Annotated in this window: 19 protein-coding genes; 4 read left to right on the top strand and 15 right to left on the bottom strand. The window is 64.9% G+C overall.

Annotated features, from left to right (window positions below; translation table 11 throughout):
* The 3 genes from DYI42_RS14125 to DYI42_RS14115 all read left to right on the top strand — a co-directional run.
* On the top strand, positions 1-593 hold a 593-nt coding region (locus DYI42_RS14125; protein WP_213546635.1), incomplete at its 5' end, for a 2-dehydro-3-deoxygalactonokinase.
* A 47-nt stretch (positions 594-640) separates the two neighbouring features.
* Positions 641-1,243 carry a 2-dehydro-3-deoxy-6-phosphogalactonate aldolase gene (locus DYI42_RS14120; protein WP_213546634.1) on the top strand — a complete coding sequence of 201 codons (603 nt, stop codon included), beginning with the start codon at positions 641-643 and terminating at the stop codon, positions 1,241-1,243.
* Entirely contained in the window at positions 1,240-2,088 is an 849-nt protein-coding gene (locus DYI42_RS14115) for an SMP-30/gluconolactonase/LRE family protein (RefSeq protein WP_213546633.1), read from the top strand. The genes DYI42_RS14120 and DYI42_RS14115 overlap by 4 nt, the downstream gene beginning before the upstream one ends.
* 84 nt (positions 2,089-2,172) lie before the next feature.
* Here DYI42_RS14115 and DYI42_RS14110 read toward each other — a convergent pair whose 3' ends face one another.
* From DYI42_RS14110 to DYI42_RS14070, 9 genes are all read right to left on the bottom strand, one after another.
* Positions 2,173-3,708, bottom strand: a complete 1,536-nt coding sequence (locus tag DYI42_RS14110; RefSeq protein ID WP_342344666.1) for a UxaA family hydrolase — start codon at positions 3,706-3,708, stop codon at positions 2,173-2,175.
* A complete protein-coding gene (locus DYI42_RS14105) occupies positions 3,705-4,601 on the bottom strand; it encodes a dihydrodipicolinate synthase family protein (RefSeq protein ID WP_213546632.1) in 897 nt (298 codons plus the stop codon). Before DYI42_RS14105 ends, DYI42_RS14110 begins: the two co-directional genes overlap by 4 nt.
* Positions 4,598-5,794, bottom strand: a complete 1,197-nt coding sequence (locus DYI42_RS14100; RefSeq protein ID WP_244867925.1) for an L-talarate/galactarate dehydratase — start codon at positions 5,792-5,794, stop codon at positions 4,598-4,600. Before DYI42_RS14100 ends, DYI42_RS14105 begins: the two co-directional genes overlap by 4 nt.
* Positions 5,794-7,521, bottom strand: a complete 1,728-nt coding sequence (araD, locus tag DYI42_RS14095) for an L-arabinonate dehydratase (RefSeq protein ID WP_213546631.1) — start codon at positions 7,519-7,521, stop codon at positions 5,794-5,796. The genes DYI42_RS14100 and araD overlap by 1 nt, the downstream gene beginning before the upstream one ends.
* Before the next feature lie 8 nt (positions 7,522-7,529).
* Positions 7,530-7,652 carry a dihydroxy-acid dehydratase gene (locus DYI42_RS14090; protein ID WP_213546630.1) on the bottom strand — a complete coding sequence of 41 codons (123 nt, stop codon included), beginning with the start codon at positions 7,650-7,652 and terminating at the stop codon, positions 7,530-7,532.
* A 10-nt stretch (positions 7,653-7,662) separates the two neighbouring features.
* Positions 7,663-9,744, bottom strand: a complete 2,082-nt coding sequence (locus DYI42_RS14085) for a TRAP transporter large permease subunit (protein ID WP_213546629.1) — start codon at positions 9,742-9,744, stop codon at positions 7,663-7,665.
* Between the two features lie 113 nt (positions 9,745-9,857).
* The gene (locus DYI42_RS14080; RefSeq protein WP_213546628.1) at positions 9,858-10,898 is read right to left on the bottom strand and encodes a TRAP transporter substrate-binding protein; all 1,041 of its coding nucleotides are present in this window, start codon (positions 10,896-10,898) and stop codon (positions 9,858-9,860) included.
* Positions 10,899-11,175: 277 nt separating this feature from the next.
* Positions 11,176-12,081: a 5-dehydro-4-deoxyglucarate dehydratase gene (locus DYI42_RS14075; protein WP_213546627.1), complete on the bottom strand. Its 906-nt coding sequence runs from the start codon at positions 12,079-12,081 to the stop codon at positions 11,176-11,178.
* A gap of 9 nt (positions 12,082-12,090) precedes the next feature.
* A complete protein-coding gene (locus DYI42_RS14070; RefSeq protein ID WP_213546626.1) occupies positions 12,091-12,807 on the bottom strand; it encodes a ribonuclease activity regulator RraA in 717 nt (238 codons plus the stop codon).
* A 130-nt stretch (positions 12,808-12,937) separates the two neighbouring features.
* Here DYI42_RS14070 and DYI42_RS14065 point away from each other — a divergent pair, with 130 nt between their 5' ends.
* Positions 12,938-13,669, top strand: a complete 732-nt coding sequence (locus tag DYI42_RS14065) for a GntR family transcriptional regulator (RefSeq protein ID WP_213546625.1) — start codon at positions 12,938-12,940, stop codon at positions 13,667-13,669.
* A gap of 3 nt (positions 13,670-13,672) precedes the next feature.
* Here the strand turns inward: DYI42_RS14065 and DYI42_RS14060 are convergent, their stop codons facing one another.
* Genes DYI42_RS14060 through DYI42_RS14035 form a run of 6 tightly spaced genes read right to left on the bottom strand, consistent with a single transcriptional unit; the run spans position 13,673 to position 20,723 of the window.
* A complete protein-coding gene (locus DYI42_RS14060) occupies positions 13,673-14,917 on the bottom strand; it encodes an enolase C-terminal domain-like protein (protein WP_213546624.1) in 1,245 nt (414 codons plus the stop codon).
* The gene (locus DYI42_RS14055; RefSeq protein WP_213546623.1) at positions 14,910-16,064 is read right to left on the bottom strand and encodes an enolase C-terminal domain-like protein; all 1,155 of its coding nucleotides are present in this window, start codon (positions 16,062-16,064) and stop codon (positions 14,910-14,912) included. The genes DYI42_RS14060 and DYI42_RS14055 overlap by 8 nt, the downstream gene beginning before the upstream one ends.
* A complete protein-coding gene (locus DYI42_RS14050; protein ID WP_213546622.1) occupies positions 16,061-16,897 on the bottom strand; it encodes an alpha/beta hydrolase in 837 nt (278 codons plus the stop codon). The genes DYI42_RS14055 and DYI42_RS14050 overlap by 4 nt, the downstream gene beginning before the upstream one ends.
* A complete protein-coding gene (locus tag DYI42_RS14045; protein WP_244867924.1) occupies positions 16,897-18,591 on the bottom strand; it encodes an ABC transporter ATP-binding protein in 1,695 nt (564 codons plus the stop codon). Before DYI42_RS14045 ends, DYI42_RS14050 begins: the two co-directional genes overlap by 1 nt.
* The gene (locus DYI42_RS14040) at positions 18,581-19,744 is read right to left on the bottom strand and encodes an ABC transporter permease (RefSeq protein WP_213546620.1); all 1,164 of its coding nucleotides are present in this window, start codon (positions 19,742-19,744) and stop codon (positions 18,581-18,583) included. Before DYI42_RS14040 ends, DYI42_RS14045 begins: the two co-directional genes overlap by 11 nt.
* On the bottom strand, positions 19,737-20,723 hold the full coding sequence (locus tag DYI42_RS14035) for an ABC transporter permease (protein ID WP_244867923.1): 987 nt from the start codon (positions 20,721-20,723) through the stop codon (positions 19,737-19,739). The genes DYI42_RS14040 and DYI42_RS14035 overlap by 8 nt, the downstream gene beginning before the upstream one ends.
* Between the last annotated feature and the right edge of the window lie 72 nt (positions 20,724-20,795).

Raw genomic sequence — 20,795 nt, 5'->3', positions numbered from 1 at the left:
CCCGCCTCACCGTCCGCATCCTCCCCGGCCTCTCGCAATCCGACCCGGCAGACGTGATGCGCGGCGAAGAAACCCAGATCGCCGGGTTCCTCGCAGGCTCGCCCGACTTCGACGGCATCCTCTGCCTGCCCGGCACCCACTCCAAATGGGCGCATGTCTCGGCAGGCGAGATCGTGTCTTTTCGCACCTTCATGACGGGCGAGCTGTTTTCGCTGCTCTCCTCCCAATCCGTCCTGCGCCATTCGCTCCACGGCGAAGGCTGGGACGAGGCCGCGTTTCTCGATGCCGTGCCAGAGGCCATGTCGCGCCCCGAGCGCCTCGCCTCCGCGCTCTTCTCCCTGCGCGCCGCCGCGCTGCTCTCCGACCTTCCACCTGCCGTCGCCCGCGCCCGCCTCTCCGGCCTGCTGATCGGGCTCGAACTGGCCGCCGCGCGCCCCTACTGGCTCGGCCAGCGCGTCGCCCTCATCGGTGGCCCGCTGCTGACACAGCCCTACGCCGCCGCCCTCAGCGCGCAGGGCGTCACCCCTGAAACCCGCGATGGCGAAAACCTCGCCCTCGCCGGCCTCACCGCCGCCCGCATCGCCCTCGCCTGACCCCGTAGGGTGCGCGTTCACGGCGCACCGTCCTCTCGGAGCCGCTCATGACCCGCAACATCGTCGCCATCCTCCGTGGCCTCACACCGCCCGAGGCCGTTGCCATCGGTGAAACCCTCATCTCCGCCGGGATCACCCGCATCGAGGTTCCGCTGAACTCGCCCGACCCGCTCGCCTCCATCGCCGCCATGGCCAAAGCCTTCCCCGAGGCCCTGATCGGCGCAGGCACCGTGCTGACACCTGAAGACGTGGCCGATGTCGCCGCCACCGGCGCCCGCCTCATCGTCTCGCCCGACACAAACCCGGCGGTGATCGACGCCACCGTGGCCGCAGGCCTGCTCTCCTATCCCGGCTGCATGACCCCGTCCGAGGCCTTCACGGCCCTCCGCCACGGGGCGACCGGCCTCAAGCTCTTCCCCGGCTCGCTCATCGGCCCGGCGGGCCTCAAGGCCATCCGCGCCGTGCTGCCGCCGGATACCGAGGTGCTCGCCGTGGGCGGGGCCGGGCCGGGCAACTTTGCCGACTGGGCCGCCGCGGGCGTCTCCGGCTTCGGCATCGGCTCGGCGCTTTACGCCCCCGGCGATACGCCCGGGACCATCGCAGAAAAAGCCGCCACCATCACCGCCGCCTACGATGAGGTCATGCCATGAACGTTTCCGTCTTCGATCCTCGCCCCTGCACGCTCGGCGAAGGGCCGCTCTGGCACCCCGAGCGCAACCAGCTCTTCTGGTTCGACATTCTCGGCAATCGCCTGCTCTCCCGCCTTGGCGATGAGGCGCTGGAGTGGCAGTTCGACGAGCACGTCTCCGCCGCAGGCTGGGTGGATCGCAACACCCTGCTCATCGCGTCGGAGAGCCAGCTCTTCACCTTCGACCTGGAGACAGAAGAGCAAACCTACGTCGCCGCGCTGGAGTCCGAAAACACGGTAACCCGCTCCAACGATGGCCGCGCCGACCCGATGGGCGGCTTCTGGATCGGCACGATGGGCAAGAATGCAGAGAAGGCCGCAGGCGCGATCTACCGCTATTACCGGGGCGAGCTGCGCCGGCTCTACGCCAATATCACCGTGGCAAACTCCATCTGTTTCGCGCCGGGCGGGCGCACGGCATATTGGTCCGACACCGAGACCGGGAAAATCATGCGCGTTGCACTCAATGAAGATGGCTGGCCCGACGCCAAAGCCGAGATTTTCGTGGACCTCGGCGAAGAGGGCCGCCTGCCGGACGGGTCGGTCACGGATTGTGAAGGCGCTCTCTGGAACGCCCAGTGGCAAAGCGCGCGCATGGTGCGCTACCTGCCCGACGGCACCCAAGACCGGGTTATCGAGCTGCCCGCCTACCAAACCACCTGCCCGGCCTTCGGCGGCGACGGTCTGGCGACGCTCTATTGCACCTCCGCCGCCGTTGACATCGAAAGCCCCGACGCCGAGCAGGGCCGCACCTTCGAGGTGGCGCCGGGCGTGGCTGGCCTCCCCGAGCCGCAGGTCATCCTCTGACCTCCCCCGCGAGAACGCCTCGAAGGGCGGACGAGCGCTCCCCGTGCCCGCTCATCAAGCCCCTCGGGGCTTTCTTCGCCCTGACTACCCCGTCACGCCAATCGGCCAGGGCGCAAACTCCTCCTCGCCCACGCCCAGGGCCTCGCTCTTCGACTTCTCGCCGCTCGCCACCGCCAGCATCCTCTCGAAAATCTGCTGCCCCACCTCGTCGAGCGACATCTCCCCGTCGATCACCGTGCCGCAGTTCACATCCATGTCGCCGCGCATCCGCTCGAACATCGGCGTGTTCGTCGCCAGCTTGATCGTGGGCGCGGGCATCGAGCCAAAGCAGCTGCCACGCCCGGTGGTGAAGCACACAAGGTTGGCCCCGCCCGCGATCTGCCCGGTCGCGCTTACCGGGTCGTAGCCCGGCGTATCCATGATCACGAGGCCCTTCTCCTCCACCGGATACGCATATTCGTAAACCGCGTTGATCCCGGTCGAGCCGCCCTTCTTGCTGCCGCCAAGGCTCTTCTCGATCACATTGGCCAAGCCACCGGCGTTGTTGCCGGGTGAGACCCGCCCGTTCATCTGCACATCGCGGCCCTCGTTGTACTTGAGCCACCAGTTGATCCGCTCGATGAACTTCTGCCCCACCTCCGGCGTCTTCGCCCGCGCGGTCAGCGTGTGCTCGACGCCATAAAGCTCCGGCGTCTCACTCAAGATCGCCGTCCCCCCGTGCTTCACCAGAATGTCCACGGCCTTCCCAAGCGCCGGGTTGGCACTCAGCCCCGAGAAGCCATCGGAGCCACCACACTGAAGCCCTACCATCAGGTGTTCCGCACTCACCGGCTCCCGCTCAATCGCATTCGCCTCGTCCAGCATCTCGCGGATCACCCGCTTGCCTTCCTCGACCGCGGCCGCCGTGCCGCCGACATGCTGCATGGTGATCGCCCGCAGCATCTTGCCGCTCTCCAGGCTCTCCTTCTCGAAGAACTCCCCCAGATTGTTCCGCTCGCACCCCAGCGAGCACACCAGCGCCCCCGCCGTGTTCGGGTGCCGGATATACCCCGCCAGCGTGCGCCGCAGCAGGTCCATCGGCTCGCCGGTCATTTCCATCCCGCAGCCCTGCTGGTGAACAAAGGCCACCACGCCATCGACGTTGGGCCACTTCTCCAACCGCTCCTCGTCGAAATAGGCGCTGATCTTGCGCGCCACCGTGGCCGAGCAGTTCACCGTGATGAAAATCCCGATGTAATTGCGCGTTCCAACTCGCCCGTCCTTGCGCCGGATGCCCATGAACCGCGCGCGCTCGTGCTCGGGCAGCACGGGCGTTTCAACGTAATCCTTTGAAAAGCGGTAGTCTTTCTGGAAGTCATCCACGAGCACGTTATGCGAATGCAGCCATGTCCCCGGCGCAATGTCCTCGCCCGCGAACCCGATGATCGTGGCGTATTTCAGCACCGGCTCGCCCTTGGCAATCGCCCGCGTGGCAATCTTGTGGCCCAGCGGCACGTCCTGCAACGCGGTCACCCCCTCGCTCGCCACCGTGGTCCCGGCGGCGATCTCGACCCGCGCCACAACCACGTTGTCGGCCTCGTCCAGCCGGATCACCGGGGATTTCTCAATTACCTCGCTCACAGCAACCCTGCCTCTTTCATGAAGCCCATCAAATCCGCCGTCTGCCGCTCGGTCAGCCCGCTGGCCCCCGGCGGGCGGCAGGCGCCGCAGTCCATCCCCTGCGCCGTCAGCGCGGCCTTCACGCCGGTCACGTTGGTCCCGCCCATCTCCTCGGCGCGGATGTCCTCGAACACCCGCATCCCCTCGATCAAGCGCCCCGCTTCGGGGTAATCCCCCGCCGCCAGCGCATCGCGGATCGCCACCGAGCGCTCAGGCCAGACGTTGATCAAACCGCTGGTGAACCCGCGCGCGCCCACCGCGTAGAGCGGCGGCGCCCAGACCTCGGCCAGCCCGGCGACCCAGATCACATCCTCCGGGCTCTCCTCGATGGCTCGCGACAGATTCAGCGCGTTCGTCGTTGCCCATTTCACCCCGGCCACGCCTTCGATGGAGCAGATCTCCGCAATCGCATTCGGCCCCATCCCGTCGTTGCGCAGGTAGAGCATCACCGGCAGCCCGTCGCCTGCATCGACAACGCGCCGCACGTAATCGGCATAGCCGCGGGGCGACACGAAGGGGTCCGGCGTCTGGTGGATCATCAGCGCATCCGCCCCGGCCTTGGCCGCATGCTTCGCCGCACGCTCCGCCTCTCGGATGCTGCGCCCGATTCCGGCGAACACCGGCGCCCGCCCATCCACCATCTCGACGACCGAAGAGCACATCCGCGCCGCCTCGGCCTCCTCCAGCGAGTAGAACTCGCCCGTGTTCCCGTTCACGACAAGGATATCCACGCCCGCATCAACCGAGCGATCAATGATCGGCACCAGTTTCTCCGGCGCGATCTCGCCGTCATCCCCGTAGGGCGTCACGAGAATGCCCGAAATCCCGGCCAGCGCCTCCCTTACCCGGCTCATGCCGCACCTCCAAAGCTCTCTTCGGCCCGCGTCCACTCCCGCGCCTTGTCGCTCAGGGTAAAGCCAAGGCCGGGGCGCTCGGGCACATGCATCTTGCCGCCTGAAATCTCCAACTGCTCGTTGAAAAGCGGCAGCCACCATTCAAAGTGCTCCACCCAGCCCTCGCTGGGGTAGGCCGCCGCCGCATGGATGTGCAGCTCCATCACCATGTGCGGCGCCAGCTCGATCCGCGCGGCCTCGGCCATGGTCATGACCTTGAGGAAGGGGGTGAAGCCGCCAATCCGGCAGACATCCACCTGGCTCACGTCACACCCGCCCTTGCCGATCAGGTCAAAGTGCTCCTGCGGCGAGGTCAGCATCTCACCCGTGGCCACCGGCGTCGCCAGCGCGCGGGCCAGCTCGGCGTGGCCGTCGAAATCCCAGGCGTCCAGCGGCTCTTCGATGAAGGCGAGGCCCATGCCATCCACCACCCGGCCGAACTGCAGCGCATAGGCCCGGTCCCACTGCTGGTTGGCGTCGATCATCAGGGCGATGTGCTCGGGCAGATGCGCGCGCATCGCGTCGATGCGGCGCAAGTCCTCTTGCCCGTCCGGCTGGCCGACCTTCATCTTGATCCCGCCGATCCCGGCGGCAATCGAGCGGTCGGCGGCGGCCTTCATCTCGTCAATCGAGGCCTGCAAGTACTGTCCCTGCGAATTGTATATCCGCACAGAATCCCGATGCGCCCCGAAGAGCTTGGCCAGCGGTAACCCCGCCCGCCGCGCCTTCATGTCCCAGAGCGCGGTATCGAACGCGCAAATCGCCTGATAGGCCATCCCGCCCCGCCCGAGCGAGATACTCTGCCAAGCCAGCCGCTCCCATATCCGGTTGATATCATTGGGGTCTTGCCCCAGCAGGATCGGCGCCAGCTCGCAACCCAGCGCATACATCCCCGCCCCGCCTGCCCGCAGCGTGTAGGAGAACCCGAGCCCCGTGTGCCCGCCCTCGCTCACCATCTCGACCATCAGCAGATCGAGCGCGGCAAGCGGGCTTTGCCGCCCGGTCAGCACCTTGGCATCGCTGATCGGCTTGTCCATCGGCACGACCACATGGCGCAGGGTCAGGCTCTCGATCCGGTCGGTCTGAAAGCGCGGCTTGTGCCCAGCCATAGGAGGCCGCGCGGCAATGCGCCGCTCGCTCAGATCGAGGCCCATCAGTTGATCTCCGGTTCGGGAACGGGCGCGCCAAAATCGGTGCGCAGGTAGTCAAAATCGCACCCCTTATCGGCCTGCTCGATATGCTGGCTGAACATGGCGCCATAGCCACGCTCGTAGCGCGGGGCAGGGGGCGTCCAGGCCGCCTTGCGCGCCGCAAGCTCCTCGTCGGAAACCTCCATCTCCAGCTTGCGTGCTTTGATATCCAGCACCACCATGTCGCCGGTCTTCAACAGGGCGAGCGGCCCGCCCACGTAGGCCTCCGGCGCGATATGCAGCACGCAGGCGCCGTAACTCGTGCCGCTCATCCGCGCATCGCTCATCCGCACCATGTCGCGAATGCCCCGCTTCAACAGCGCCTTGGGCATCGGCAGCATCCCCCACTCCGGCATCCCCGGCCCGCCCTGCGGCCCGGCGTTGCGCAGCACCAGCACGGTGTCGGCACTCATCGGGTGGTCTTCGTCGTTGATGATCTCCTTCAACTCGGCGTAGCTGTCGGCCACCAGCGCGGGGCCGCGATGCTGCCAGAAATCCGGGTTGCAGGCAGCGGGCTTGATCACCGCGCCATCGGGCGCGAGGTTGCCCTTCAGTACCGCCAACGACCCCTCGTGATAAACCGGGTTGCTCAGGGGCCTGATCACATCGTCATTGAAGTTCTTCGCCCCGTCGATGTTCTCGCCCACGCTCTTGCCGGTCACGGTCATCGCGCCCAGCTCCAGCTTGTCCCCCAGTTCCGCCATCAGCGCGGGCAGACCGCCAGCATAGAAGAAATCCTCCATCAGGTATTTGTCACCCGAGGGCCGCAGGTTGGCGAGCACCGGCACCTCGTGGCCGATCCGGTCGAACTCATCCAGCGTCAGGTCTATCCCCGCTCGCCGCGCCATCGCCAGCAGGTGAATGACCGCATTGGTCGAGCACCCCGTCGCCATCGCCACCCGCACCGCGTTGCGCGTGGCCTCCCAGGTGATGATCTTCTCCGGCGTCAGGTCTTCCCAGACCATCTCTACCGCGCGTCGCCCGCAGGCCGCCGCCATCCGCTTGTGGCCCGCATCCGGCGCAGGGATGCTGGAGGCACCCGGTAGGCACAGCCCGAACCCCTCGGCAATGCTCATCATCGTCGAGGCGGTGCCCATCGTCATGCAGGTGCCGTAGCTACGAGCAATCCCGCCCTCCACGCCATCCCACTCTTCCTTGCCAATCGTGCCCGCGCGCCGCTCGTCCCAGTATTTCCAGACGTCCGTGCCCGAACCAAGCGCCTTGCCAGCGTAATTGCCCCGCAGCATCGCCCCCGCGGGCATGAAAACGAAGGGCAGACCCATGGAAATCGCGCCCATGATAAGCGCGGGGGTGGACTTGTCACACCCGCCCAGCAGCACCGCCCCGTCAATCGGGTGGCTCCGCAGCACCTCCTCCACCTCCATCGCGCCGAAGTTGCGATAGAGCATCGAGGTCGGCTTCAGGAACTGTTCGCTGAAGCTCTGCACCGGCATTTCCACCGGCATGCCCCCCGCCTGATACACGCCTTTCTTTACAAATTCCGCCCTGTCCCGCAGGTGGTGGTGGCAGGGCGAGAGGTCCGACCAGGTGTTGATGATCGCAATAACCGGCTTGCCCTCCCAGTCATTGCCATCCAGCCCCATCTGCCGGGCGCGGGAGCGGTGGCCCATGGAGCGCAGGTCGTCAGGTGCGAACCAGCGGGCGGAGCGCAGGTCTTCAGGTTTCTTCATGGCGGGCCTCAGGAGATGGGCGTGGCGAAGGTGAACATCAGCGTAATGATCACCCCGGCCAGCACCAGCCCTCCGATCCAGGGCCAGAGGCCGTAGCCATTGATGTCTTCGTCAGAGTCGCGACCGATCATGAGGGTCTCCTCAGTTCAAGAGTTCGGGCAGCCACAGCGCGATCTGCGGGAACATCATCACCAGGACGAGGCCGGTGATTTGCAGCGCGATGAAGGGCAGCACGGATAGGAAGATTTCCTGCAATGTCACATCTTTGGGCGCAACCGACTTGAGCCAGAAGCAGGCCGGGCCGAAGGGCGGCGACAGGAAGTAGATCTGGATGTTCATCACGAAGAGGATGCCGAACCAGATCTTCGCCTGATCCTCGGTGAGGCCAAGCTCGGGTGCCAGCGTCATCACCACGGGCGCAAAGACGGGCACGGTGATGAGCACGATGGCGATCCACTCCATGAAGGTGCCCAGCACCATCAGGATCAGCATCATGACGATCACGGTCCCCATGGCCGAAAGCCCGAGGTTCAGGAACAGCGACCGGATGAAATCGCCCCCACCCACGAGGTTGAAGATCCCCACGAAGGAGACAGCCCCGAGGATCAGCCAGATGATCGTGCCCACCGTGGTCATGGTGCCCAGCAGCGAGGCCGAGATGACATCCCAATTGAACCGGTTGCGCACCGCGGCAATGAACAGCGCGCCGATGCAGCCCACCGCGGCGGACTCCGTGACCGAGGCAATGCCGCCATAGATCGAGCCCATCACCATCGCGATGAGGATGATGCAGAGGATCACCGCCGTCAGCCGCTCCTTCGAAAGCTTCTGCTGCTTGCCGGTGATCTCGGCCACCTCTGCGGCCGTGGGGGCCATCGAGGGGTTCAGGTTCACCCGGATCAGCACGTAACCGGCATAGAACGTCGCCAGCATGATGCCCGGGATCGCACCGGCCATGAACAGGTCGCCAATCCCCACCTCTGCGGACACGCCGTAAACGATGGTGATGATCGACGGCGGGATCAGCGTGGCCAGCGCACCGGCGGCACAGATCAGACCAATCGAGAGCTTGCGGTCATAGCCAAGGCGGAACATCTGCGGCAGGGCGACAAGCCCCAGCATCACGATCTCGCCGCCCATCACGCCCGACATGGCCGCAAGGATCACCGCCACAACGGTGGTCTGCACCGCAACGCCGCCGCGCAGGTTGCCGGCGAAAATGCTCATCGCGTCAAACAGGTCTTCGGCAATGCCCGCCCGCTCGAGGATCGAGGCCATCAGAACGAAGAACGGCACGGCCACGAGGCTGTAGTGCTCCAGCAGGCCCGCCGCGTTCGACGACACCAGGAACAACCCGCGTGGGCCAAAGAAGCCGACCGCCATGATGACCGAAACGAAGAGCGTCACCACGCCCAGCGGCATCCCCGTCATCATCAGCACGATCAGCAGGATCACCATGATCAGCGAGATGGTGCCAAGGTCCATGCTGCGCAGTTGCAGCGCCTTCGACGGGTCCATCGACGCGCCCAGTCCCGAGATCCAGTCGGACACCGCTTTGAAGATCTGGATATCCAGCACGTGGCTCAGGAAAGCGGAGACGAAGTAGAACACGAAGTAGACGGCCACCGCCTTCACGATCAGCTTCGCCCAGCCGGAGCTGAGGTGGCGATGCAGGTTCATCGTGAGCTGCGCCAGATACATGAAGGCGCCGAGCACCATCAGGCTCTTCATCATGAAGGGCAGGGGCGAGTTGAAGGCCGAGCCCGAGGTCTCAACCCGCATCACGCTGTCATAGGCCCTCACAGAGGCGTCGGTCAGCAGCATGTAGAGCGCGAAGACGCCCACCACCATGGCAAGCAGGTCGAGCCACCAGCGGGTGCCGGGGCTGGCGATGTTGTGGATGACGGTGATGGCGATGTGCCGCTTCTTCATCGTCACGTAGCCGGCCGACAGCATCCAGGCGGCGGCAACGGTGACCATCACGGTCTCGAAGGCCCAATAGGTCGGCTGGTTCAGCACGTAGCGCGAGAAGACCTCCCAAAGGGTGGCCAGCGCGGCGATCATGTAGAAGGTCGAAACCGCAATGCCCACCACGTGGCTGGTGTGTTCGACGGGCGTGTAATCGGCGCGCGCCAGATCGGGCTCGTCGTCATGGTGAAGCGGGTCCTGATCGGCAATCCCGGTGTGGCTGGCCTGCACGGCCTCGTCATACGGCTGGCTCATCTGCGCGCTCCCCCTGGCCCTCTCTGGGGCCGTCCCTTTCGCGGAAAATTCTCAGGCCTCTCAGGGCCATGGGTGGCCTGCGCCCCCACGAAGGGGCGCAGGCGCGGGGCTGCTCAGAGCAACCCGGCTTCCTTCATGAAGGCGACATGAGCATCATAGACCTCTTTGGCGAGGTCGGTCTGAGAGGCAAAGTCGCTCCAGGCTTCCTGGGCGATCACCCGAAGCTTGTCGCGCTCTTCCTGGCTCCAGTCGATGACTTCCAGCTCACCGGCGGCCTTGTCGCGGGCCACCAGCTGGCGGTCCAGCCGGTCGAAGTGCTGGCGCAGCCCGTTGTAGGCGGCCAGATACCAGGTTTCGAGCGCCACACGTTCCTGCTCGCTCAGCTCGTCATAGACCTGCTGGCTGATGGTGAACTGCAGGATCGGGGTGGAGTGGATGCCGGGGAAGATCGGGAACTTGGCGATCTTGTGCATCCCGTTGGCGTCGTTGTTGGCATAGGCGCTGTTGTCGGCGGCGTCGATCACGCCCTTCTCCAGCGCGCCATAGGTCTCCGAACCCGACATCGAAACAGGCGCAGCCCCCGCCCGCTTGAACACGTCGGCAGCAAGGCCCTCGGGCGAGCGGATCTTCAGGCCCTTCAGGTCTTCGACGCCGCGCACCGGCACCTTCGAAACGAAGGCTTCGCGGGCATAGGCGCCGCAGCCCACCACGTGCACGCCGGGGAAGTGGGTGTCATAGAGCTTTTGCAGCATCTCCTTGCCGCCGCCCTGCGCGCAGAAGGCCTGGATCTGGTCGGCGCTGTCGTAGCCCGCGATCAGGTCGCCCATCAGCGCGAAGGCCGGGTCGACCCCGGCGAAGTAGTTGATCGAGGTCAGGTCGCCGTCGAGGATGCCAACGCCGATGGCTTCGGCGGTCTCGCGGCGCGGCACAACCGCATCCACGGGCAGAAGCTCGACACCCAGCGAACCGCCGGTCATCTCTTCCAGCTTGGGCACCCACTCTTCGTTGAGATAGGCCAGCGAAGCGTGGCTGGCGTTGGAGCTGGTCTGAATTTTCAGCGTCCGCTCGGCGGCCATCGCGGCCGTTGCCATTGCGCCGATGACGGAGGCAACCGCAAGGGTGCTGACCGTCTTGGCGAGGGTTTTGAATGTCATTGGTATCCTCCCGATTACCTGTTGCCAGCCGTACGCCCGGTCCTCCCCCGGCGCTGCGACTCGCTTACTGATATATTAGTTGTCTAATTGCGACAACCCTCCGTGACGTAAGGCGGGCTAAAGGTTAGTTAAGAAAGAGCCCAACGTGCCTTGTGGCAACGAAGGGCCCCTCCACCATTTTCCGATGTCTCCTATGCATCACTTGTGCATGGGATGTGCATGGGTTGTGCATCCCCGCTTTTCGCGGTGCCAAGCCCCGTTAACCCTGCCTGCCGTTTTACGTCCGGCCGGAGATCAGCTCTTCCATCAGCCCCATCTCCTCCTCGGTCAGGTCGGTCAGCGGGCTGCGCACCGGCCCGGCCTCAAACCCGCGCAGCCGCACCCCGGCCTTGATCGCGCTCACCGCATAGCCCGTCTTGCGGTCGCGGATCTTGGCGAAGGGATAGTAGAAATCCTTCAGCATCTGCTCGCATTTGGCATCGTCGCCTGCGGTGAAGGCGGCGTGAAATTCCAGCGCCGTCTCAGGCACGAAATTGAACACCGCCGAGCTGTAGGTGGGCATCCCCGCACCGCGATAGGCCTGGGCAAACAGCTCATGCGTCGGCATCCCGCCGATGTAGCTCAGCCTGTCGCCCATGCGCACCGTGATGCGGCGCACCGTGTCGATATCGCCGGTGCCGTCCTTGAAACCGATCATGTTCGGGCACTCGTCGGCCAGCCGCGCGATCATCTCCTCCGTCACCCTCGCCTGGCCACGGTTGTAGACGATCACCGCCATCTTGGTGGCCTTGCAGACCGCCCGGATATGCGCCTCGATGCCCTCCGCCGGGGCACCGATCAGGTAGTGTGGCAAAAGCAGGATGCCGTCACCGCCCGCCGCCTCGATGCCTTGTGCGATCTCGCAGGCCAGCCGCGTGCCATAGCCGCAACCGGCGATGATCGGCTGGCCGGGCTGGGCCTCCTTGGCCACCCGCACGACGTCCACAATCTCTTGTGGCGTAAGGGAAAACATCTCCCCCGTTCCACCCGCCACGATCAGCCCCGCAACCTCGTAATCGCTCAGCCATTCCAGGTGTTTGCGGAACGGATCGGCAGCAAACCCCCCATCCGCGCCGAAGGGCGTCACCGGAAAGGAGAGCAGGCCGGTGCGGATGCGGGCCTTCAGATCGTTGTTGTCGAGCATGTCTTGTCCTCAGCGATTGTTCTCTTTGCGCCAGGTTTCGAACCGGGCCAGGTTGCTTTCGTCGGTGGGCGGGTAGAGCCCGATGATCGTGGCGCCAGCCTTCACGCGGTCCACCACGAAATTCTCGTAGGCGGTCATTTCCACGGCCTCGTCCGCAACCTCGTCGGCCATCTCGGCGGGGATGACGATGACGCTTTCGTAATCCCCCACGATCACGTCGCCGGGAAACACGGCCACGTCACCGCAGCCGATGGGCCCGTTGATCTCGATGGCCTCGTGAAGCGTAAGGTTGGTCGGGGAGGAGGGGCGGTTGTGGTAGGCGGGGATGTCGAGCTTGGCGATGGTGCCTGCGTCCCTGAAGCCGCCGTCGGTCACCACGCCTTCGCCGCCCCGCACCATCAACCGGGTGATCAGGATGTCCCCGGATGATGCCGCACGAGGGTCCTTGCGGCTGTCCATCACCATCACGTGGCCTGCGGGGCATTGTTCGATCGCCTGCCGCTGCGGATGTTCGGGATTGCGGAACTCTTCCAGCGTATTCCGGTCTTCTCGCGCGGGGATGTAGCGCAATGTAAACGCGGGCCCGACCATATTGCGCCCCTTGACCGCGACAGGATGCACATCCTGAAGCACCTGGTTGCGCAGCCCGCGCTTGTAGAGCGCAGTGGCCAGCGTGGCAACGGAAACACCCCGCAGTTTCTCGCGTGTGGCATCAGTGAGTGACAAGGCGCGTCCTCCCGTGTTCAGGCCCGTGATCCATCTCGTGTTGCGCTGACTGATATATTAGTGTTTTCAAACTTGCAATGGGCCTCGTGGGCTGACAGGATGCCGTAGTTTCAGGGATGTGATCGCTAACATGAACGACCATGGGACATTCACCGATGTCATCGCCCGCCTCGGAATCGGCGGCGAGGCAAAGAGTGCCCCCCAAACCGCTGCGGCACGCACGCTCGATTCGCTCCGCCGACGGATCATCTCGCTGGAACTCCCCCCTGACACCGTGCTCACGCGCAACGATCTGGCGCGGGAATACGGCATCTCGCAAACCCCGCTCCGCGACGCCCTGCAACGGCTCGAGGCCGAGGGACTGGTCGATATCTTCCCCCAGAGCAAAACCGTCGTCACCCGGATCAACCCCGACGAGATCGAAGAGGCCCATTTTCTGCGCCGCGCCGTCGAAATCGAGGTTGTCCGCAAGCTGGCCGTGGAAGGCGTGGGCGAAAGCACCCTGACCCGTCTGCAAACGCTTGTTTCCATGCAGGAAATGGTCATTGCAAACCAGGATGAGATCGGTGCGTTCCAGGATATTGATGACGCCTTTCACCAGGCGCTCCTGTCGGCGGCGGGCTATGCCGGGCTGCATCGGCTCATCCGCTCCCGTTCGGGGCATCTCAACCGGCTCCGGCGGCTCGACATGTGGGATGACGAGAAGGTTCTGCGGATCATCAAGGAGCACAAGGAAATCATCGCGGCCTTGCGCGCCGGTGATCCGGAGGCCGCTGTCGAGGCCGTCAGGCGACATTTGAGCCAAACCATCAATCGGCTCGACAAGCTGCGCGCCGAACATCCCGCCTATTTCCCTGAATAGCCATCAGAATTTCGGTCGGCCAAAGGTCCATTCCGGCCAATGCTTCTTCATCTCGCTGGCGTCGTCGCGCACCGTGTAGCCGCAGGCGAGGTAATTGGCGTGCAGTCGATTCAGCGCCTCTCGGTCCAGCGTCACACCCAGCCCCGGCCCCTCCGGCACGCTCAGCGAGCCGCCCTCGAAGGCCAGCTTGCCGCCTTCGATCACCTCGTCCACCTGCCACGGCTGGTGGGTGTCGCAATCGTAGGTCAGGTTCGGTGTGGCGGCGGCGAGATGGGTCATCGCGGCAAGGCTGATCCCGAGGTGCGAGTTGGAGTGCATCCCCAGCCCCAGCCCCCAGAGATCGCAGATATGCGCGAGGTGGCGGCAGGCCATGAGCCCGCCCCAGTAGTGGTGGTCGCTCAGGATCACCCGAAAGGCATCCTGCGCCATGTTTGGTGGAAGATGTACGTTTTCAACCACATACATGTTTGTCGCCAGCGGTATATCGGTGGCCGCCTGCACCTGCGCGTTCTCGCTTAGTCCTGCTGTCGGGTCCTCGAGGTACTCCACAAGCCCCGTCAGCCGGGGCAACAACTTCAGCGTCGTTTCCACCGTCCAGCCGCCATTCGGATCAATCCGCAGCGGCGCCTCGGGAAAGGCCGCGCGCAGCGCCTCCAGCCCGGCAATCTCCTCCTCCGGCTCCAGCACTCCGGCCTTGAGCTTGATCGCCTTGAAGCCATTCTCGGCGACCATCTTGCGCGCCTGTTCCACCAGCCCTTCCGGTGTCAGCGCCTCGCCCCAGTCGTCCCCGGTGCCATCCGCATGGGCTGCGAACTTGTAGAAGAGATAGGCCGAGAACGGCACTCGCTCGCGCACCTGCCCGCCGAGCATGTCGACCACGCGCTGCCCTGTCGCCTTGCCAAGCGCATCCCACATGGCAACCTCGATTGCCGCCACCACGCGTGGCACCAGCCGCTCGGCGCCGGTGTAGCCCTGCGAACTGCCCCCGGCATGCACCACCCCGGCGGCCCAGAGCGCGTTGAGGTCGCTCACCTTCCTGCCAACCATGGCCGCACCCACGGCGGCGATCCCATCGACCACCGCCTTGGTGCCATAGCTCTCGCCCAGCCCCACCACGCCGTCTTCCGTCTCCACCTCGATCACCGATCGCAGAGCGAACGGCTGGTGGCAGCCCGCGTTGTTCAGCAGCGGTGGATCGGCGAAGGCGATGGGGGTGACGCGAACATCCGCGATGCGCAAGTCAGCCATGGTTCACCCGGTTCGCTTCGATGTACTCCATGTCAATATCCTGCCCCAGCCCCGGCTCTTCGCGGCCATGCACGTAGCCGTCGGCATCCATCTCGTCGTCGATCCGGTTCTGGTAATCGGCGGGCGCGTCGTAATCGGTGAAGGGGTGCAGCAGCCCGCGCTCGTAGTAGGTGCAATTGTGCGAGGCCAGCGCCACGGCGAGGTTGCCCGCGCCCGTGCCATGCACCTCGCAGGCCATGTGAAAGCTCTCGGCCATATGGGCACATTTCATCGCCGGGCTGATCCCGCCCACGTCCCACACCCCGGTGCGGACCATGTCGCAGGCGTCGTGCTTCACCCATTCGGCCCGGGTCCAGTGCTTGCCCGTCATCGTCTCGGGGCCGAGGATGTTGAGGCCCGTGCCTTCCCTCAGCCACTTGTAGGAGCTCATCGAAGCCTCCTCCATCGGCTCTTCCATCCAGACAAAATCAAGCTCTTCCAGCTTCCTGGCCATCCAGAGCGTCTCGGAGCGGGAGTAGAAGTGATGCGGGTCCAGCATCAGCGGAAAGCCCTCGCCCACCACCTCGCGCACCGCGGCGCAGGCCTTGTAATCCAGCCGCACATCTGGCGCACCCGGCATGGGCGTCATCCAGCCGTGCAGCTTGATCGCCTTGTAACCGCGGCCCAGCATCCATTCGGCAAAACGGGCGTAATCCTCGGGCGTCGCAAGCCCACCTTCCATGTCGTCGCCGCACATGGTGGAGCCATAGGCGAGGATCTTCGGGCGCGCGGCGCCCAGCAATTTCCAAACCGGCTGGCCGGTGACCTTGCCCATCAAGTCCCATAGCGCGAGGTCGACCGCCGTCAGCACGCGGTCGGTCAACTGCCCGCCCGAGAGACGCTGCCAGTGGTAGATCGCATACCACGCCCGGTCGATCAGCAGCGGGTCTTCCCCGATCAGGTTGGGCCGCACGAACCGTTCCAGCACATCCTCGCGCACATCCACCGGGCGGCACACCGCGCGCCCCTCGCTGCCGTCCTCGCAGATGATCCGCAGCAGCGAGGAGGTGCCGGTGCCCTCGGGGCCGGGGTGGTTATGACCATCGCTGTCGCGCTGGGTGTAGGTGCGGTGGGTGAAGGTGATCGCCTCGACGCGCTCGATCTTCATGTAAGGGCCTCCCTGAGAAAACTCGCAGCCCGGCTGATGCAGGCATTGGCGGCGGGCACGAGCCTGCCGCGATTGATGAACCCATGGGTCACGCCGGGCTCCAGATGCCACGTGGTCTCTACCCCGGCGGCCCGGAGGTGTGCGGCCATGGCCTCGTTTTCGCTCAGCAGCACGTCGATCTCGGCGGCAATGAGCAGGGCAGGCGGCAGGCCTCGCACGTCGGCTCTGAGCGGCGCAATCAACTCGTTGCGCAGCCCGTCCGGATCATACATGGCAAAAAGTTCCTGCATCCGGCCGCGCGTGAGGCCCGGTCCCTGGCCATGAGCGCGGTAGCTCTCGGTGTCAAAATCGTCCCCGAAGACCCCGTAATAAAGCACTAGCCCGGCCAGCTTCGCGGTGGTCGACAAGGCGGTGGCCACGGCAAGGTTGGCCCCGGCAGAGGCGCCGCCGATCGCAATCTTGCCGCCCTTTTCTGCCAGCCATGCCAGCGCCGCGCGGCAGTCTTCCAGCCCGGCAGGGTAGGGATGCGCAGGTGCGAGGCGATAGCTGATGCTCAGCACATCCCAGCCGCTCTCCAGCGCCATCCCGGCGGCAGAAGGCTCGTGCAGCGCAATCGAGCCGCCCGCCCATCCGCCGCCATGGATATAAAGCAACGTGCCCGCATCCCCACCCTTGTAGAGCCGCGCCGCCTGTGGCTGCCCCGCGCCGCCGCTGTAGGTGAGTTCTTCCATCTCCGGCGTCGGCAGCCCTTCGTTCCAGAAAGCCTCGGCCTCGGCTGGGGTAAACCCGTCATTCAGCCGCTGCGCCTCCTCCATGCCCTCTGCGTAGCGCATCACGCCTCTCCCATGTAGCGATGGCGCTGTCGCGTGCCGCGCAGGGCCGGGTCGGCGATGGGCACCGAGCTGAGCAGGGCCTTGGTGTAGGGGTGCTGCGGGTCGGTGATGATCTGCTCGGTCTCGCCGATCTCCACGATACGGCCTTGGTACATCACCGCCACCCGGTCGCAGAAGTAGCGGATCACGGCCATGTCGTGGCTGATGAAGATGAAGCTGAGGCCCATCTCGGCCTGCAATCTCAAAAGCAGGTCCAGCACCTGCGTGCGGATTGAAACATCGAGCGCGCTTGTCGGCTCATCGGCGATCACCAGCTTGGGCTCCAGCGCGATGGCGCGGGCCACCACGATCCGCTGCCGCTGGCCCCCCGAGAAGGCATGGGGGTAGCGCTCCATCATCTCGGGCGCGAGGCCAACATCGGTGAGCAGTTTGGCCACCCGGTCTTCCAGCTCCTGCCCGCTGGCCACACCGTTCACCACCAGCGGCTCGGCAATGAGTTGTTTGACGGTCATGCGCGGGTTTAGCGAGGCGAAGGGATCCTGAAAGATCATCCGGATCTGCTGGCGATAGCTCTGCATTTCGGCCCGGCCCGCCTTCACCAAGTCCGACCCGCGATAATCCACCACGCCCTCCGGGTCATAGACGCGGGCAATGCAGCGCCCCACTGTCGTCTTGCCTGATCCGGATTCGCCAACGATGCCAAGCGCCTCGCCTTCGCGGAGTGAAAAGCTCACGCCGTCGACGGCGCGGGTCACATCCGTCACCCTCTGCAAGAAGCCCTCGCGCTTCTCGAACTTCAGCTTCAGGTCTTCCACCCGCAGGATCTCGGGCGCATCGGCCGCAGGGCGCACCTTGGCAGTAGCAGGCTCTTCCAGCCGCTTCACCGCGCCGAGCAGCCGCTTGGTGTAGGGGTGCTGCTGGTGGGCAAAGAGTGGCCCGGTCTCGCCGGTTTCCACCACATGGCCCTTCTCCATCACCACCACCTCATCGGCGATCTCGGCCACCACGCCCATGTCGTGGGTGATGAACATGATCGCCATGTCCAGCTCGACCTGAAGCTTGCGCATCAGGTCGAGGATCTCGGCCTGCGTCGTCACATCGAGCGCGGTGGTCGGCTCGTCGGCAATCAACACGTCGGGGCGGCAGGAAAGCGCCATGGCAATCATCGCGCGCTGCCGCATCCCGCCGGAAAACTCGAAGGCATACTGATCCAGCGCCTTCTCGGGCTTCGGGATTTCCACCTGCGCCAGCATCCCCCGGGCAATCTCGCGGGCCTCCGCCTTGGTGCAGTCGCGGTGCAGGCGGATCGCCTCGATGATCTGGTTGCCGATGGTATGCACCGGGCTCAGGCTGCTCATCGGCTCCTGAAAAATCATCCCGATCTTGCCGCCGCGGATCTCGCGAATGGCCTTGCCGCGCGGGTCCAGCGCGGTGGTATCAGTTTCGCTTCCCTTCGAGGGCCTGAACAGCACGCGCCCACCGTTGATCTGGCCGGGGCGGGGCACCATGTTGAGGATCGCCCGCGCGGTGACGGATTTGCCCGAGCCGCTCTCGCCCACGATCGCCGTTGTCTTGCCCCGGTGCAGCTCGAAGCTCACGCCATGGAGCACGTCGAACATGCCCTTCCGGGTGTTAAACCCGACGTTAAGGTTTTCGACCGAGAGTATGGGGCGGCTGCTTGCTTCAGTGGCCATATGGGTCTGCGGCATCGCGCATGCCGTCTCCTAGGAAGTTGAAGGCCAGCACGGCGACCACGACGAACCCGCCGGGGATAAACAGCCAGGGGGCCTGTGAGATCGAGCGGATGTTCTGCGCCTCCTTCAGCAGCACGCCCCAACTGATCGCAGGCGGCTGTAGGCCGAGGCCAAGAAAGCTGAGGCCGGTTTCGGCAAGGATCATCAGAGGGATCGCCAGCGTCAGCGACGCGATGATGTGGCTGGTGAGCGAGGGCAGCATATGGCGGAAGATGATCCGCTTCTCGCTGGCCCCGTCGAGCCGTGCGGCGATGACGAAATCGTCGTTTTTCATGGCGAGGAACCGGCCCCGCACAACGCGGCCCAGTTCTGTCCACCCGACGAGGCTCACGATGAGGGTTATGACGAAGTATTGCTGATAGATCGGCCAGCTTGGCGGCAAGGCAGCGGCCAGCGCCAGCCAGATCGGGATGGTGGGCAGGCTCAGGACAAACTCGATCAGCCGTTGAATAACGGTATCGGTCCGCCCGCCGTAATAGCCTGAAATTCCTCCCAAAGTTATGCCAAGCACCAGCGCAATCGCCACCCCGACAAGGCCGATGCTCATGGATATCCGGGTGCCGTAGACCACTCGGCTGAACATATCGCGCCCCAGCCTGTCGGCCCCGAAGAGGAAGAAGTTGTCACGCGGCTTCACCGTGGCCAGCAGGTGAATATCGGTCTCCCAGAGGCCCCAGAACTTGTACTCCTGCCCACGCCCGAAGAGCCTCAGGTAGATCTTTTCGCCGCTCGGCACATAGGTCACTGCCAGCGTGTCGGGGTCGCGCTCGCGGTCCATTTCCCAGACGTAGGGCCGAAAGCTCCAGCCATCCTCGCTGCTGTCGATGAAGTGGATCATCTGCGGCGGGTGATACACCGCGCGCCGGTTGCTGTCGGTTGGGTCGTTCGGGGCCACGAAGCCAGCGAAGAGCGACACCAGATACATGAAGCCGATGACCCAGAGGCCAATCATGGCGAGCCGGTGCTTCTTGAAGGCCCACCACGTGAGTTGCCACTGGGAGGCGATTGCCACCTCATCGGGCGTGTGGGCTTCCGCCACGGCGAGTGGTTCGTCGGGCTGATCGGGCAAGGCTTTGGAGGGTGTCTCAGTCATACTTCACCCGCGGATCGAGCAGGACGAGCAGGATGTCGGACAGCAGCATTCCGATCACGGTGAGCGAAGAGAGCATCAGCACGAAGGCCCCGGCGAGATACATATCCTGGGCCAGAAGCGCCTGAAGCATCAGCGGCCCTGCGGTGGGCAGGCTTAGTACGATGGCGGTGACAACCGCGCCTGACACGAGGTTGGGCAGCACCCAGCCGATGGTCGAGACAAAGGGGTTCAGCGCCACGCGCACCGGGTATTTCATGATAAGCCAGAACTCGGAGAGCCCCTTCGCGCGGGCAGTGTCGACGTAGGGCTTGTTCAACTCGTCCAGCAGGTTGGCCCGCATGATGCGGATGAGCGATGCGGTGGCCGAGGTGCCGAGCACGACGACGGGCAGCCAGAGGTGCTTGGCCAGATCCCAGACCTTGGCCATGCTCCACGGTGCGTTCTTGTATTCGTTCGAGAAAAGGCCACCCACATCTGCCCCGAAGTGGACAACGCCGATATACATGAGGATCAGCGCCAGCAGGAAGTTGGGGGTGGCAAGGCCGATGAAGCCCAGCGTGGTGGCGAGGTAATCGCCAAAGGAATACTTGCGCACGGCGGAATAGACGCCGATGGGGAAGGCCACGGCCCAGGTGAAGAGCAGGGTCGCCATCGAAAGGCAGAGCGTCAGCCCCATCCGGCCCCAGACCAGATCAGACACCGGCTGCCGCCACTCGAAGCTCATCCCGAAATCGCCCACCAGAAGGCGGCTGACCCATTTGAAGTATTGCACATATAGCGGCTGATCGAGGCCGAAGCGGGCGCGGAGGTTCTCAATCGAGGCTTGATCGAGCACCTCGTTGCTCTCGCCCAGCTTGGCGATGTAGGTCGTCAGGTAGTCTCCCGGTGGCGCCTGGATGAGCAGAAAGGCGACGATGGAGACACCGAAGAGAAACGGCACCATCCAGAGGATGCGTTTCAGGATGTAGCGCCAGATCATGGTGCGGGCCTGTCGTGGGGTGTTTTCGTTGCGCCATAAGGCGGTGGTGGAGGGCGGGCCCGAAGGCCCGCC

The sequence above is a fragment of the Vannielia litorea genome (assembly GCF_018424695.1).
GTDB lineage: Bacteria > Pseudomonadota > Alphaproteobacteria > Rhodobacterales > Rhodobacteraceae > Vannielia > Vannielia litorea_A.
The sequence above is the reverse complement of the archived record's forward strand: the minus strand, read 5'-3'. Positions and strand labels throughout refer to the sequence as shown.